At 69.2% G+C, this 14,051-nt stretch carries 16 protein-coding genes; 3 read left to right on the top strand and 13 right to left on the bottom strand.

Going from position 1 to position 14,051, the window contains the following annotated elements; translation table 11 throughout:
• Positions 1-13 precede the first annotated feature (13 nt).
• The 6 genes from V6X63_RS09270 to V6X63_RS09295 form a co-directional block, all read right to left on the bottom strand.
• Positions 14-277, bottom strand: a complete 264-nt coding sequence (locus tag V6X63_RS09270; RefSeq protein WP_367967921.1) for a helix-turn-helix domain-containing protein — start codon at positions 275-277, stop codon at positions 14-16.
• A gap of 53 nt (positions 278-330) precedes the next feature.
• Entirely contained in the window at positions 331-1,212 is an 882-nt protein-coding gene (gene prmA / locus V6X63_RS09275) for a 50S ribosomal protein L11 methyltransferase (RefSeq protein ID WP_367967922.1), read from the bottom strand.
• Positions 1,213-1,214: 2 nt separating this feature from the next.
• On the bottom strand, positions 1,215-1,778 hold the full coding sequence (locus V6X63_RS09280) for a cob(I)yrinic acid a,c-diamide adenosyltransferase (RefSeq protein ID WP_367967923.1): 564 nt from the start codon (positions 1,776-1,778) through the stop codon (positions 1,215-1,217).
• 5 nt (positions 1,779-1,783) lie between these two features.
• Complete coding sequence (gene ppa / locus V6X63_RS09285) at positions 1,784-2,311, bottom strand: inorganic diphosphatase (RefSeq protein WP_367967924.1); 528 nt, start codon at positions 2,309-2,311, stop codon at positions 1,784-1,786.
• A gap of 63 nt (positions 2,312-2,374) precedes the next feature.
• On the bottom strand, positions 2,375-3,634 hold the full coding sequence (locus V6X63_RS09290) for a 6-phosphofructokinase (protein WP_367967926.1): 1,260 nt from the start codon (positions 3,632-3,634) through the stop codon (positions 2,375-2,377).
• 33 nt (positions 3,635-3,667) lie between these two features.
• Positions 3,668-4,855, bottom strand: a complete 1,188-nt coding sequence (locus V6X63_RS09295; RefSeq protein WP_367967927.1) for a class I SAM-dependent methyltransferase — start codon at positions 4,853-4,855, stop codon at positions 3,668-3,670.
• A 116-nt stretch (positions 4,856-4,971) separates the two neighbouring features.
• Between V6X63_RS09295 and V6X63_RS09300 the strand changes: the two genes are divergently transcribed.
• Genes V6X63_RS09300 through V6X63_RS09310 form a run of 3 tightly spaced genes read left to right on the top strand, consistent with a single transcriptional unit; the run spans position 4,972 to position 7,456 of the window.
• Positions 4,972-5,478, top strand: a complete 507-nt coding sequence (locus V6X63_RS09300; RefSeq protein ID WP_367967928.1) for a hypothetical protein — start codon at positions 4,972-4,974, stop codon at positions 5,476-5,478.
• Entirely contained in the window at positions 5,475-6,827 is a 1,353-nt protein-coding gene (mpl, locus tag V6X63_RS09305; protein ID WP_367978724.1) for a UDP-N-acetylmuramate:L-alanyl-gamma-D-glutamyl-meso-diaminopimelate ligase, read from the top strand. Before V6X63_RS09300 ends, mpl begins: the two co-directional genes overlap by 4 nt.
• A complete protein-coding gene (locus tag V6X63_RS09310; RefSeq protein WP_367978725.1) occupies positions 6,824-7,456 on the top strand; it encodes a flavin prenyltransferase UbiX in 633 nt (210 codons plus the stop codon). Before mpl ends, V6X63_RS09310 begins: the two co-directional genes overlap by 4 nt.
• Here the strand turns inward: V6X63_RS09310 and V6X63_RS09315 are convergent.
• The 7 genes from V6X63_RS09315 to V6X63_RS09345 form a co-directional block, all read right to left on the bottom strand.
• Entirely contained in the window at positions 7,399-9,381 is a 1,983-nt protein-coding gene (locus V6X63_RS09315; protein ID WP_367967931.1) for a VTT domain-containing protein, read from the bottom strand. The genes V6X63_RS09310 and V6X63_RS09315 overlap by 58 nt on opposite strands.
• Positions 9,378-10,661, bottom strand: coding sequence for a glutamate-1-semialdehyde 2,1-aminomutase (hemL, locus tag V6X63_RS09320; RefSeq protein WP_367978726.1), 1,284 nt, complete (start codon positions 10,659-10,661; stop codon positions 9,378-9,380). The genes V6X63_RS09315 and hemL overlap by 4 nt, the downstream gene beginning before the upstream one ends.
• A gap of 26 nt (positions 10,662-10,687) precedes the next feature.
• Positions 10,688-11,326 (bottom strand): thiamine phosphate synthase, encoded by a 639-nt coding sequence (gene thiE, locus V6X63_RS09325; protein ID WP_367978727.1) that lies wholly within the window; start codon positions 11,324-11,326, stop codon positions 10,688-10,690.
• Positions 11,327-11,328: 2 nt separating this feature from the next.
• Positions 11,329-11,499, bottom strand: a complete 171-nt coding sequence (locus V6X63_RS09330) for a rubredoxin (protein ID WP_367967935.1) — start codon at positions 11,497-11,499, stop codon at positions 11,329-11,331.
• A gap of 76 nt (positions 11,500-11,575) precedes the next feature.
• Positions 11,576-12,340: a phosphodiesterase gene (locus V6X63_RS09335; protein ID WP_367978728.1), complete on the bottom strand. Its 765-nt coding sequence runs from the start codon at positions 12,338-12,340 to the stop codon at positions 11,576-11,578.
• A 5-nt stretch (positions 12,341-12,345) separates the two neighbouring features.
• Positions 12,346-13,485, bottom strand: coding sequence for a polysaccharide deacetylase family protein (locus V6X63_RS09340; RefSeq protein WP_367978729.1), 1,140 nt, complete (start codon positions 13,483-13,485; stop codon positions 12,346-12,348).
• Positions 13,451-14,020 carry a YfaZ family outer membrane protein gene (locus V6X63_RS09345; protein ID WP_367967939.1) on the bottom strand — a complete coding sequence of 190 codons (570 nt, stop codon included), beginning with the start codon at positions 14,018-14,020 and terminating at the stop codon, positions 13,451-13,453. The genes V6X63_RS09340 and V6X63_RS09345 overlap by 35 nt, the downstream gene beginning before the upstream one ends.
• Positions 14,021-14,051: the final 31 nt, after the last annotated feature.

The raw sequence follows: 14,051 nt of genomic DNA on the forward strand, positions 1-14,051 counted from the left end.
GACTCCGTGCTGTTCAGTCCTCGAGGCCGTACTGGCGCAGTTTCTTGCGCAGCGTTCCCCGGTTGATGCCGAGCGCTTCCGCCGCCCGGGTCTGGTTGCCGGCGCATTCGCGCATGACCACTTCGAGCAGCGGCGCTTCGGCCTGCTCGATGACCATGCGGTGGAGATCATGACAGCTGTGTCCGTCGAGCTGCTCAAAGTAGGCGGTCACCGTCTCGTGCACGCAGGCACGGATGGGACCGACACCTGAACAATCCTGGGCGGAGTCGTCTGCCATGAGCTCAGTCCTTCGGGGTAAAGCCGGGGATCATAACCACAACGCCGGAGCCATTAAAGCGCCCGGCGCTCGCCATCGAGCCGTACCCAGCCATCCCGGGCCACGGCTGGCGCGAATCGGCAGGCGGGCTGGTAGGCGGCGCGCACGGCGTCGGCCTGCTCGGCCAGGATCCCCGCCAGGGTCAGCCGGCCGCCCGTCCGCAGGGCGCCAATGAGCGTCGGCGCGAGTGACTGCAGCACGCCGGCCAGAATGTTCGCCAGCACCCGGTCGGCCTCAGGCAGGGGCGCACCCGGCTCAAGCACCTCGAGCCGGTCGGCCACGCCGTTGCGCTCGGCATTGTCGCGGGTGGCGGTGCCGGCCTGGGGATCGTTGTCCACCGCCACCACGCGCTCGGCGCCCAGCAGCAGGGCAGCGACGGCGAGCACACCGGAGCCGCAGCCATAGTCGATCACCGTCTCGCCCACCGGCGGCTCGGCGGCCAGGGCCTCGAGACACAGCGCCGTACTGGGATGGGTGCCGGTGCCGAAGGCAAGGCCAGGATCCAGGCGGATGTTGACCGCCTCCGGGTCGGGCGGCGACATGCCCCAGGGCACCACCCAGAGGCCGGTGCCGAACGGCTGGGGCTGGAAATGATCCAGCCAGGCCCGCTCCCAGGGCTGATCGGCAAGCGTCGATTCCTGCCAGTCCGCCGGCAGCGCGCCGAGGGCGGCGGCCACCACCCGGCGGATGGCGGCCCGGTCGGCGTCGGCGGGGAACAGGGCCTCGATACGGACATGATCCCAGAGCCGCGTCTCGCCGGGTGGCGGCTCAAGCACCGCGGCGCTGCCCGCCGCCTCCCCCCAGGTGACGGCCTCGGCTCCGCCGGCCTCCAGTGCGGCCTCGGCCAGCCCGACCCGGTCGGCCGCCAACTCGAAGGCCACCTGATGCCAGGCCATGCTCAGCGGTTTTCGCCGGGCTGCCAGAGCACATCGCCGCCGGCCTCCCGATTGGCGTCGCGGGCAAGGACGAACAGGTAATCCGACAGCCGGTTGAGATAACGCAGCACTTCCTCGTTGATGGGCGTAGTCGCCGCCAGCGCCGCGGTATCCCGCTCCGCCCGCCGCGCCACCGTGCGGGCATGGTGCAGATGCGCGGCCGCCGGACTGCCCGCCGGCAGCACGAAGGAGCGCAGGGTCTCGAGGCCGGCATTGACCCGATCGATTTCCGCTTCCAGCCAGTCCACCTGGGCGCCGGCGACACGGAGCGGCTCGAACGGCGGATCGTCCTGCTCCGGCGTGCACAGGTCGGCGCCCACGTCGAAGAGGTCGTTCTGGATGCGCGCCAGTGCCTGGTCGAGCTCGCCGGCGGCATGCAGCCGGCAGATGCCGAGCAGGGCGTTGAGCTCGTCGACGGTGCCGTAGGCCGTCACGCGGGGGTCCGTCTTGGCCACGCGACTGCCATCACCAAGGCCTGTCTGACCGGTATCCCCGGTGCGGGTGTAGATGCGGGTCAGCTTGACCATGCCGGTCAGCCGCCGAAGCGCTTGACGGAGTCGTTGATCTCGGCGACCGCGGCGTCGTAGCCCTTCCAGCCATTGACCCTGACCCACTTGCCGGGCTCGAGGTCCTTGTAGCGCTCGAAGAAATGGCTGATCTGCTCGAGGAGCAGGGCCGGCAGATCCTCCGGCGCCTTGACATGATCGTAGATGGGCGTGAGCTTGCTGATCGGCACACAGAGCAGCTTGGCATCCTCGCCGCCCTCGTCGGTCATCTCCAGCATGCCCACCGGCCGGCAGCGGATGACCGAGCCCACGGCGAGGGGAAAGGGCGTGACCACCAGCGCATCCAGGGGATCACCATCACCGCAGAGGGTATCGGGGATGTAGCCGTAGTTGGCCGGATAGTGCATGGCCGTTCCCATGAACCGGTCCACCATGATGGCCCCGGAGTCCTTGTCGACCTCGTACTTGATCGGATCGGCGTTCGCCGGGATCTCGATGATGATGTTGATGTCGTCCGGCAGCTTCTTGCCCGCGTCGATACCCTGGTACGCCATGCGCTTGCTCCTGGTCCAATGGATTGAAAACTTGCTGGATTATACGCAGCCGCCCCGGCCGGGTCAGGTCCCGAAGGGAGCCAGCCGCCGGGCGACGCGCTGGCCGCGCAGCCGGGCGTAGTCGGGCAGCCCATCGCGGTAGGGCGGATAGTCCTCACCGGCGATGAGCGGGCGCAGGTAGCGCAGCGCCGCCTCGGTGACGAAAAAGCCGCTCCCGTCGATGTACTCCTCGGGCATCTTCGCCTCGCGGTTGGCCACCGCCTCCAGCGCCACTTCGCCGATATGCCAGCGATAGGGGCTGTCGGACTCGCGCACGATGGTGGGCATCACGGCATTGCGGCCGGCGAGCGCCAGCTCCACCGCGGCCCGGCCGAGCGCATGGGCCTGCTCGACATCAGTGGCCGAGGCGATATGCCGTGCCGCCCGCTGCAGATAATCGGCGATGGCGTAGTGGTACTTGTAGCCGAGGTGGTTCTTGATCATCGCGGCCACCACAGGCGCCACGCCACCAAGCTGGACATGGCCGAAGGCGTCGCGGGTGCCCTGGTCGGAGAGGAAGCGGCCGTCGGCGGTCTTCACGCCCTCGGAGACCACGACCACGCAGTAGCCGAAGTCCTCGACGCTGCGGCGGACGCGATCGAGGAAACGCTGCTCGTCCAGCGGCACCTCGGGCAGCAGGATGACATGCGGTGGATCCCCGTCCTGCTCGCGGGCCAGCGCCGAGGCGGCGGCGATCCAGCCGGCGTGACGGCCCATGGTCTCGAGAATGAAGACCCGGGTGGAGGTCTCGGCCATGGAGGCCACGTCGAGGCCCGCCTCGCGGGTGGCGACGGCGACGTACTTGGCCACCGAGCCGAAACCGGGGCAGGTATCGGTGACCGGCAGGTCGTTGTCGACGGTCTTGGGCACGCCGATGCAGGTGACCGGGTAGCCCATGGCCTCGCCCAGCTGTGAGACCTTGTGCGCCGTGTCCTGCGAATCGCCACCGCCGTTGTAGAAGAAATAGCCGATGTCGTGGGCGCGGAACACCTCGATCAGGCGTTCGTATTCGGCGCGGTTCTCCTCCAGCCCCCTGAGCTTGTAGCGCGCCGAGCCAAAGGCACCGGCCGGGGTGTGCCGTAGCGCGGCGATGGTCTCGGCGGACTCGGCAGCGGTATCAATCAGCTCCTCGTGCAGCGCACCGAGGATGCCGTTCACGCCGGCATAGACGGTGCCGATCTGCGCCGGATGCTCACGCGCTGTCTCGATGACGCCGGCGGCGCTGGCGTTGATGACCGCGGTAACCCCGCCGGACTGCGCGTAGAAGGCGTTTTTCGCTGGCATGGTGAGTCCCCTTCCCCGTATTCGGGCAAGAGTCTAGCAAGCAGCGGCGCCGGCAGCCTCATGCAGATAGTCCCGCGACAGCGGGACGGCGGTCTGATCGGCGGCCAGCTGGAAGTGGAAGACCACCAGCCCCCGGTAGTGGAACGCCATCTCGCTGGCGGCGAGGTAGAACTCCCACATCCGGCAGAAGCGCTCGCCCTTCTCCGCCGCCACCTCCCCGCGGACCGCCTGGAAGCGCTCGAACCAGGCGGCGAGGGTGTAGGCATAGTGCAGGCGCAGGACCTCGAGATCCGTGGTCGCCAGGTGCTGACGCTCGATGGCGGCGCTGACTTCGGACATCGACGGAATGTACCCACCGGGGAAGATATAGCGGCGGATCCAGGCATTGGTCACGCCGGGTCGGCCGAGCCGGCCGATGGTGTGCAGGAGCACAACCCCGTCGGGGGTGAGATGATCGTGCAGGGCGCGGAAATAGGTGTCGTAGTAGCTGGCGCCGACGTGCTCGAACATGCCCACACTGACGATCCGGTCGAAGCGCTCGGGGACATCGCGATAGTCCTGGATGCGGATGTCCACGCGATCCTCCAGCCCCCGCTCCCGCACCCGGTCGCGGGCGACCCGGGCCTGCTCCTCGGAGAGCGTCAGGCCGATCACGCGCGCATCGGCCTGCTCAGCGAGTTCGATGGCGAGTCCGCCCCAGCCGCAGCCGATGTCCAGCACCTGCTGGCCCGGCTCGAGGCAGAGCTTGCGGCGGATGAGCGCGCGCTTCGCCGCCTGGGCGTTCTCCAGGTCCTCGACGCCGTCCGGCCAGTAGGCGCAGGAGTACTGCATGTCGGTATCGAGGAAGCGCCGGAACAGCGACTCGTCGAGATCGTAGTGATGCGCCACGTTGCGGCGGCTCGCCGCCCGGCGATTCCACTGCTGCAGCGGACGGATCGCGGCCTGGGCGAGACGTCTGGCGCTACCGGGCTCGGGGTCGTCGAAGTTGCCCATGAGCACCGCCAGCAAGGCGCGCAGGTCGGTGGTACTCCAGCCCTCCTCCATGTAGGTCTGACCCAGCATGAAGTCGGGATCACTGAGCACACGCCGCTCGACCCGAGGGTCGTGGATGGAGATGTCCGCCTCAGGCTGCCCCGACCCGAAATGCCGGGTCTGCCCCCCGGGGCGCTCGACGGTCAGACTCCCCCACTCAATGCCATCGTGCAGAAACCGATCCAGCATCCAGTCCCTCCCTCGCGACGCCGGTCCATTTACTCGGTACCATGCATGCAACCCCAGACGGGCCAATGGATTCAACCCTGCGTCGTTTTTTGTCAGCTGGTGGACCACCGATCGCGATGTCGCAAAGCAACCCCGTACAACGTCTGATCGCCATCGCCCTGCTGCGGGCCGGCCCCGAGGACCTGCCCTGTTCCGCCGGCCTGATGGGCATGGCGATCGCCGTGACGGCCGCCATCAACGTACCCGTCATCCAGCGCTTCACGCCGCAGGCGGAGCCGCTGCTGCAGATCGCCCTGCTGGCGGGCTACAACCTGGCCTTCCTGGCCCTGGCGCTGTGGCTGCGGGGTCATGCGGCGCGCTTCATCCAGAGCGCGACGGCGCTGTTCGGAACCGATGCGGTCATCTCGCTGGTGGCGCTGCCGGTGCTGCTGTTCGTGGGCAGTCCGGAGCAGGCGAGCCCCATCGGTGCCCTGAGCTTTCTGCTACTGCTCATCTGGAACATCGCGGTGGTCAATCACATCCTGCGCTCGGCCCTGGGCCTGGGCGGTATGCTGAGCCTGGGCATCACGCTGGCCTACATATTCGGCGGTAGCGCCTTCGTGCGCGCCGCGAGCGGCGTATGAGCCATCTCCACATCCTGGGGATCGGCGGCACCTTCATGGCCGGTCTGGCTGTTCTCGCCCGCCAGGCCGGGTATCGGGTCACCGGCCAGGATGGCCCCCTTTACCCGCCCATGAGTGCGGTCCTGGCGGAGGCCGGGATCACGGTCCATACGGGCTATGAGACGCTGGCCGAGGCGGAGTCGGCGGAGACGGTGGTCATCGGTAACGCCCTCTCCCGCGGCAACCCGGCGGTGGAGGCCACCCTGAATCGCGGGCTCGATTACACCTCCGGTCCGGACTGGCTGGCGCGCCACCTCCTGCGCGATCGCTGGGTGATCGCGGTGGCCGGCACCCACGGCAAGACCACGACCGCGAGCCTGGTGGCCTGGCTGCTCGATGCCGCCGGCCTGGCGCCGGGGTTCCTGATCGGCGGGCTGCCGGGGAACTTCGAAAGCTCCGCGCGTCTCGGCCGCTCACCGTTTTTCGTCATCGAGGCCGATGAGTACGACACGGCCTTTTTCGACAAGCGCTCGAAATTCGTCCACTTCCGTCCGCGAACGCTGGTGCTGAATAACCTTGAGTACGATCATGCCGACATCTTCCCCGATCTGGCGGCGATCGAGCGGCAGTTTCACCATCTGGTCCGTACCGTGCCCGGCACTGGCGGGATTGTGGTGAACGCCGACGACCGCGCGCTGGGCCGCGTGCTGGCGCAGGGCTGCTGGAGCGAGCGGATCGCCTTCGGCGGGCAGACGGCGGCGGCCTATCGCCTGCAGGGGGAGGGCGGCGACTGGCGACTGAACGGACAGCGCTTCGAGCCGCCCCTGCCGGGCCGGCACAACGCCATGAACACCGCCGCCGCGCTGCTGGCGGCCCGACATGCCGGCGTCCCGCTCGATCAGTCAGTCGCCGCGCTGACAGGATTCCGGGGCGTGCGCCGACGCCTGGAATGGCGCGGTGAGGCCGGCGGCGTCACGGTGCTGGATGACTTCGCCCATCACCCCACGGCGATCGCTGCCACGCTCGAGGCCCTGCGTGCGGAACCGACGGGGGGGCGGCTGCTGGCGGTGCTGGAGCCGCGCTCCAACACCATGAAACAGGGCGTCCATGCCGGTCATCTGGCGACAGCCCTGGCGGCGGCGGATGAGGCCTTCGTCCTCGCCGACCCGGCACTGGACTGGGACGTGGGCGCGGCACTCGCGCCGCTGGCAGCGCGCGCCACCACCGCCCCCGACATTGATGGCCTGATCGAGCGTATCGTCGCCGCCGCCGCGCCCGGCGATACGGTGGTGGTCATGAGTAACGGCGCCTTCGGCGGGATTCACGATCGCCTGCTGGAGGCCTTCGGCACGACAGGAGCTGGTGCATGAAAACCGAACCGATCACTCTGGCCATTACCGGTGCCTCCGGCGGGATTTACGGATTACGCCTGCTGGAGTGCCTGATCGCCGCCGGCCGGCCGGTCTACCTGTTGATTTCCGAGGCCGGGCGACTGGTGCTGAAAATGGAGCATGACCTGGCGCTGCCGGGGCGCCCGGCGGACATGGCGGCGGCGCTCAGCGAGCGCTTCAGCGCCGCCGGCGGCCAGCTCCAGGTGTTCGGATCCAAGGCCTGGACCGCGCCGGTGGCCTCGGGCTCCGGGGCGCCGCGGCAGATGGTGGTCTGCCCCTGCACCACGGGGACGCTGGGACGGATCGCCTCGGGCAGCAGCGAGGCGCTGATCGAGCGGGCCGCCGATGTCGTGCTCAAGGAGCGGGGTCAGCTGATCCTGGTGCCCCGCGAGACGCCCCTCTCCGAAATCCATCTCGAGAACATGCTGCGTCTCACGCGCATGGGGGCCGTGATGCTGCCCGCCAACCCCGGCTTCTATCACCGCCCGACCGAGATTACCGGCGTGGTGGATTTCGTGGTGGCGCGGGTGCTCGATCGGCTCGGGATCGATCAGGGGCTGGTGCCGCCCTGGGGACTGGCCGCAGCCGCATCCGACGACGAGCGATAGCGGGGCACCGGCCCCGGTAGCCGGACGAGGCCGGCGCGCTGGCTGGCCGGCCCCAGCAGGGCCGCGAGCGCCTCGGGCCCAGGCGCATGGCGGCGTAGCCGCGGCAGCAGCACGCCCGGGCGAATGACATCGCGCTCCAGGCTCAGCAGCCAGATCGGCCCGTCGGGCGTCACTGCGCCGCGCCAGGCACGCAGCACCCAGCGCCGGCGCGGATCCTCCCCCACCCGGATCAGTACGGCATCGGGACGGCGGCCGTCGTGCCAGCGGGGCAGCACCGGCAGTCGCGCCGCCGAAGGCCGCGGACTGATCCACCGTAGCAGGGTCTGCCAGCGCCATGGCGGAGCCGGCTGCCAGTCCGGCTCGAAACCGGCCGGGACCTGTTCCCCGCCCTGCCACTGCGCCACGAAACCCTCGGCCGGGCCGCCCAGGCCCAGGCGGTGCGTGGCCAGCGGGTCATCGAGGGAACGGATCGGCACGGACCGGTCCGCGGGCTCGGGGTAGGCATTGATGGGATCCGGCCAATCGAGCATCTGCGTGACGCCGGTCGCCGCCAGCAGCACGCCCGCGGAGAGGACGACGGACATCCCCCGATGCCGCCCTGCCTGACGGGCGCCGCCGACCACACCCGGCAGGGCTCCCAGGGTGATCCCCAGGGCAAGGCCACCAACGATATCCAGCGGCCAGTGCACCCCCAGCAGAAGGCGGGTCAGGGCGACCAGTGTCATGACCAGCGCGCCCGCCAGCAGCGTCAGCCAGCGAAGCAGGCGCACCCGCGGCGGCAGCACCGTGACCCAGACGGTCACCAGCGCGGCGATGCCGGCGGCATGGGCGCTGGGGAAGGCGGCGGCGAACTCCGCCGTGGCCGTCAGGCCATTGGGCCGGGGCGTGCCCAGCAGGCCCTTGAGCGCATAGGCGACGAGCACGGCGCTGACCACACCGAACACCGCGAACCGGGCCCGGCGCCTTTCATCGGCGCGCCACAGCGCCGCCGCCAGCGCCACTGTGGCCAGACTCACCGGCAGGAGACCGCCGGCCTGGGTCATGACCCAGGCGGTCCGACGCAAGAGATCACCGCGCTGGGCCTCCGCCAGCGCCAGCAGCCCCCGCTCCCAGCCCTGAGGACCCGGCGTCCACAGGGCTTCCGTCAGCGTGCCCAGGAACGCGACAAACGCCAGCCACCAGAGCCATCCCTGCCGGTGACGCAATGCCCGCAGAGCGGCATGCAGGGGACGCAGCCACTGCCCCCACTGGCCGGGTGGCGGGTGGCGGCCAACGGCACGGGCCAGTCGGTTGCCGGCGAGTCGCAGCGGCCGATCGATCCGCGGGATAAGCCAGCGCAACAGGAAAAAACCGCCGAAGCCGAGCACCAGCCAGGCCATGAGCCGGCCCATGACTTCCATGGCAAGCACCAGCGAGGCACCGAACACCACGCCGGGCAGCAGGTAGGCCGGGGCCCACGCCAGCGCCGAGCTGACGTTGGCCAGCAGGAAGCGCCCCGGCGGCATCCCCAGCATCCCCACCACCGCCGGGATGACTGGCCGCACCGGCCCGACGAAACGCCCGATGACCACACTCTTGCCACCATGCCGATGGAACAGGCTCTCGGCCCTGGCCAGGGCACCCGGATAGCGCCGGACGACGGGGAAACCCCGCAACTGATCGCGGAAATGCCGGCCCAGCCAGTAGCTCAGACTGTCGCCGGCCACCGCTCCCACGACGGCCCAGGCGAGCATGGGCAGGATATCGATATTGCTGCCGCCGACGGCGGCGCCGGCGAGGAACATGAGAAAGGCGCCGGGGACCAGCAGGCCCACCAGCGCCAGTGATTCAGCGAAGGCGATCAGCCCGATGAACGCCCCGGCCCAGGCCGGATTCGCGGCCAGCCAGGCAAAGACCGGCTCAAGGGCCGCTTCGAGCCCGCTCACAGATCGGCGAACACCCGCTCGGCCGCATCCAGTGTATGGCTGAGCGCCGCCTCGTCATGGGCGGTGGACACGAAACCCGCCTCGAAGGCAGACGGGGCGAGGTAGACGCCGGCCTCAAGCATGCCGTGGAAGAAGCGCACGAAACGCTCGGCATCGCAGTTGGCGACATCCTCGAAACCGATGACCCGGTCACTGTCGGTAAAGAACAGCCCGAACATCGTGCCGGCCTGATGCGTGCGCAGCGGTATACCCGCCCGGTCGGCCCGTTCGCGCAGGCCGGTCAGCAGCCGGCCGGTCCAGGCCTCGGCATCAGCGTGCACATCGGGCCGGGCCAGATTGCGCAGCGTCGCCAGCCCACTGGCCATGGCCAGCGGATTGCCCGAAAGGGTACCAGCCTGGTAAACCGGGCCAGTCGGCGCCAGATGATCCATGATCCCGGCGCGCCCGCCCAGGGCACCCACCGGCAGGCCGCCGCCGATCACCTTGCCAAGGCACGTGAGGTCGGGCCGGACGCCGTACCAGGCCTGGGCGCCGCCAAGGGCCGCCCGGAAGCCGCTCATGACCTCGTCGAATACAAGCAGCGCGCCGCTGTCATCGCAGATCTCGCGCAGCCCCTCCAGGAAGGCAGGCAGGGCGGGGATGCAGTTCATGTTGCCCGCGACCGGCTCAACCAGCACTGCCGCGATGGAATCACCATACTCAGCGAACAGCTGCCGGACGCCGTCAATGTCATTGAAGGGCGCGGTCAGGGTGGTCTCGGTGACCGAGGCCGGCACGCCCGGCGAGCCGGGGATGCCGAGCGTGAGCACGCCAGAGCCCGCCTCCACCAGCAGCGCATCGACATGGCCGTGGTAGTTGCCGCGGAACTTGAGCACGCGGTCGCGGCCGGTATAGCCCCGTGCCAGTCGGACCGCGCTCATGCATGCCTCGGTGCCGGAGTTGACCATGCGGATGCGCTCAATACCCGGCATGAGTTCACGCACCAGCACCGCGAGCTCGGTCTCGAGCTCGGTGGGGGCGCCGAAGCTGGTGCCGCTGGCGGCGGTGTCGCAGATGGCGCGCACGACCTCGGGATGGGCATGGCCGATGGCCAGCGGACCGTAGGAGAGGACGTAGTCGACGTACTGCTTACCATCGACGTCCTCGATCCAGGCGCCCTCACCACGGCGCATGAACACCGGGGTCCCACCCACGGAACGGAACGCCCGCACCGCGGAGTTGACGCCCCCGACCAGGTGCCGCTGGGCCTCGGTAAAAAGCTGCTCGGATCGATTCGACATGGTTGTTGCTATCCCCTGGTCTGGATTCAGTCCGGCGCCGGGCCGAAGCCGCATGCCACCAGCTCGGCCGTTGCCTGCTCGACATCCGGCGCGGCGAAGACCGCATCGACCACCGCCGCGGCATCGGCACCGGCGGTGATCACCGACGCGATATTGTCGGCGTTGATGCCGCCAATGGCCACCAGTGGCCGATCGGTAAAACTTCTGGCCTCGGCGAACAGCGTCAGCGGGGCATGCACCGCCTCGGGCTTGGTGGCCGAGGGGTAGACACTGCCGAAGGCCAGGTAATCCGCCCCGGCAGCGGCCGCCCGGCGTGCCCGCTCGATTTCGTTGTAGCAGGACACGCCGATGAGCGCCCCGGGCCCCAGCGCCGCCCGTGCCGCGGCCAGGTCATCGTCATCGCGGCCGAGATGGACGCCATCCGCCGCGACCGCCACCGCCAGCTCTACATCATCGTTGACGATGAACGTCGCTCCACGCGCCCGGCAGAGCGTAGCGAGGGTCTTCGCGTCCTGGTGCCGACGGCGGGCATCATCGGACTTGTCACGGTACTGCACCACCCGGGCGCCGCCACGCAATGCCGACTCGACGGCGGACTCCAGCGCGACCCGGCGCGGCCGGCGGGCGTCGGTGATGACGTAGAGCCCGGCGATGGCCCGCGCCATGATCAGATTTCGATCATTTCAAAGTCAGACTTGCCCGCACCGCACTCGGGGCAGACGAAATCATCCGGGATATCCTCCCAGCGGGTGCCGGGAGCGATCCCCTCATCGGGCAGACCGTCTTCCTCCTCATAAATCCAGCCGCAGACCACACACATCCACGAGCGATACTCCATCGCCTTTGCCTCCATCGTTGAATGAAATTCCATCGTTACCCTAAAGGCTGTTCCGGGGGCTGGAAAGCCCGGCGGATCAAACGCCGGTCACGCGCACCACGTCGGTATCGATGCCGCCGTCGGCGCGCAGGTCGAGCCAGCGGAACGCCGGGGGTCCGCGGTCGATGGCAAAGGCCTCGGCACCGGCGAGGAACTGGGCGGCGGTGGCCGGCGTGGAGAGGGCGCGGCAGCCATTGGCATGGCCGTCGAATGCCATGTGGACATGGCCACAGACCACGGCCCGGACACGGTGATCCGCCGCCAGTCGCCGGAATAGTGCGCCGGGGTTGTCGAGGCCGATGGCGTCCAGCCAGGGCGTGCCCACCGGGAACGGCGGGTGATGCAATGCCACCAGGCAATAGGCGGTCGTGCAATCCGCCAGCGCCCTGTCCAGCGCGGCGAGTTCCGCCTCGCCCAGGTGACCGGGCACCTCGCCGGTCCGCAGGGAGTCGAGCCCGATCAGCGTCCAGTCCCCCAGTCGCAGGGTCCGTGTGGCGCTCACCGGCCCCGTGGCGAAGGCGGCGTGCAGCCCTTCGCGGTCGTCATGGTTGCCCGGCATGACGAGGCCCGGCAGATCCAGCGATCGCAATGCCCGGCGCAGTCGTTGATAACCGCGGGCACTGCCATCGTGGACCAGATCGCCGGTATGCAGCAGCCCGTCCGCGGTGGCCGCCCAGGGGGCCATCGCCCGCAGCGTGGCCCGCAAGCGGAGCTCGGGGACGACACCCGCCTGCTCCGCCGCCGGATCGGCGAACAGGTGCGTGTCGCTTATCTGCAGCAGGCGGGGGCCATTGGGGGGCATGACCCTCATGTGCCGCCACGGCCCCGGATCCAGAGGTGACTGAACCAGTAGTAGCGACCGGCGTCATCCGGCGCGGTGCAGTTGTAGCGGCTGCGGCCCACCGGCAGGTCCGCCCCGCCGCGCACCGCGAACCGCACTCCGTCCTCAAGCCATTCCGGGAGCAGGCGTTCGCCCTCGTAGTAACAGGCGAGCTGGGCGGTCGAGTCTTCCGGCAGGGGGGCCAGCGTGAGGGTCAGCCGCGGTGCCTGTGAGTCCTCCCGAACCGGGTCCAGTGGCTCTTGGTCCACCACCGGCAGGGCCCGCGAATTCACTTTCAGCGCAAAGCCGTCGAGCCCGGCGAAGCGCTCATTCATCGCATAGCGCGGCAATGCCAGGGAATTGGAGTGAATGCCGATGGCACCCGATTGCTGCCCGAACGCGACAAACCCCATCTCCGCGGCCAGATCCATCAGTTCGAGGCTGTACTCGCCGTAGGGGTAGGCCAGCAGCGGCGGCGACTGGTAGAGGGCCTCCCCCAGCTCGTCGGTGAGGCGCTGTCGGGCCGCCGTCAGATCCGCCTCGATCCGGGCGCGCCACTGTGGCCGCGTCTCATCATCATGACGGACGAACAATGGATCGTGGGAGCGCGAGTGGTTGCCGAAACGCGCGCCGCCCGCCGCCATCCCGCGCAGCTGATCCCAGTCGAGATAGCCCTCGTAGCCGGCATCCACGGCGCCGGTGCTGACAAAGACCGTGTAGGGCCAGCCACGGGCCATGAGCATGGGGCCGGCAACCTCGTGCACGCTGGCGTAGGCATCGTCGAAGGTGATGGCCACCGTGCGATCGGGTAGCGGCTGGCGGGTCTGCAGGGCCTCCACCACCCGGCCCAGGGGCACGACGTTGAAATCGTTGCGTTCCAGGTAATCGAGATGCGCCCGGAACTGCTCGCGGGTCACGCTGGTGCTCGGATGCTCCGGATTACCCACGCGGTGGTACATGAGCACCGAGGCCAGGGTCTCCGGAGCCAACGGTTCCGCCACGCCGGCCTCATCCTGCGCCCGGGCCATGGGCACAAGCGCCACCACCGCCAGCAGCCCCGCGGTCACCGCCGCCAGCCAGCGGCCCCGGCGGTCAGAAGTCGACGTTGAAGCCCGCGTAAACGCCATCGTCGAAGTTCCGGTCGCCACCCGAGCCATCGTAGCTCAGCTCGATGCGGCGGTAGCCGAGGTAGACATCGGCGTCCTCGAGAATGCGGAACTCGCCGCGGAACGAGTATTCCCGGTACCCGTCGATGTCATGCACCGACGTGGCCGACGGGGCGTAGTAGGCGCTGCCCGCCACGCCGGCGCGGTTATAGTCCGGCAGGGTCCAGCGCAGCTTGCCGCCGATGGCGAGCGCCGCGCCGTCGGCACTGCGATGGTCATCGTTGATGTAGGGGATCTTGCCGCCGATGCCAAGCACCAGGGTGTTACGGCCCGGCTCTGGACGGTCCACGAGGTGCAGATCCGCCTCGACGATATTGCCGCCGCTGTCGTGATGCATGAATGCCGCGCCGGCTTCCAGATCGTCGCGGTCCAGTGCCTTCGTGTAGCCCACCTGTGCGGCATCACCGCTCAGGTTGATGTCCAGGGAATCGGCTGCCGCCGGCAACGCAAGGCCGGCGGCGATCAACGCACCGATCATTTGACTGCATCGTTTCATCGACCGAGACTCCTCACGCGTTCGTGTTGAC

It is taken from the genome of Spiribacter onubensis, from assembly GCF_040838425.1.
GTDB classification, from domain to species: domain Bacteria; phylum Pseudomonadota; class Gammaproteobacteria; order Nitrococcales; family Nitrococcaceae; genus Spiribacter; species Spiribacter onubensis.

Coding starts and splice junctions, on each gene's coding strand:
- V6X63_RS09270 (WP_367967921.1), bottom strand. CDS start 277: ATGGCAGACGACTCCGCCCAGGATTGTTCAGGTGTCGGTCCCATCCGT.
- prmA (WP_367967922.1), bottom strand. CDS start 1,212: ATGGCCTGGCATCAGGTGGCCTTCGAGTTGGCGGCCGACCGGGTCGGG.
- V6X63_RS09280 (WP_367967923.1), bottom strand. CDS start 1,778: ATGGTCAAGCTGACCCGCATCTACACCCGCACCGGGGATACCGGTCAG.
- ppa (WP_367967924.1), bottom strand. CDS start 2,311: ATGGCGTACCAGGGTATCGACGCGGGCAAGAAGCTGCCGGACGACATC.
- V6X63_RS09290 (WP_367967926.1), bottom strand. CDS start 3,634: ATGCCAGCGAAAAACGCCTTCTACGCGCAGTCCGGCGGGGTTACCGCG.
- V6X63_RS09295 (WP_367967927.1), bottom strand. CDS start 4,855: ATGCTGGATCGGTTTCTGCACGATGGCATTGAGTGGGGGAGTCTGACC.
- V6X63_RS09300 (WP_367967928.1), top strand. CDS start 4,972: ATGTCGCAAAGCAACCCCGTACAACGTCTGATCGCCATCGCCCTGCTG.
- mpl (WP_367978724.1), top strand. CDS start 5,475: ATGAGCCATCTCCACATCCTGGGGATCGGCGGCACCTTCATGGCCGGT.
- V6X63_RS09310 (WP_367978725.1), top strand. CDS start 6,824: ATGAAAACCGAACCGATCACTCTGGCCATTACCGGTGCCTCCGGCGGG.
- hemL (WP_367978726.1), bottom strand. CDS start 10,661: ATGTCGAATCGATCCGAGCAGCTTTTTACCGAGGCCCAGCGGCACCTG.
- thiE (WP_367978727.1), bottom strand. CDS start 11,326: ATGGCGCGGGCCATCGCCGGGCTCTACGTCATCACCGACGCCCGCCGG.
- V6X63_RS09330 (WP_367967935.1), bottom strand. CDS start 11,499: ATGGAGTATCGCTCGTGGATGTGTGTGGTCTGCGGCTGGATTTATGAG.
- V6X63_RS09335 (WP_367978728.1), bottom strand. CDS start 12,340: ATGCCCCCCAATGGCCCCCGCCTGCTGCAGATAAGCGACACGCACCTG.
- V6X63_RS09340 (WP_367978729.1), bottom strand. CDS start 13,485: ATGGCGTTTACGCGGGCTTCAACGTCGACTTCTGACCGCCGGGGCCGC.
- V6X63_RS09345 (WP_367967939.1), bottom strand. CDS start 14,020: ATGAAACGATGCAGTCAAATGATCGGTGCGTTGATCGCCGCCGGCCTT.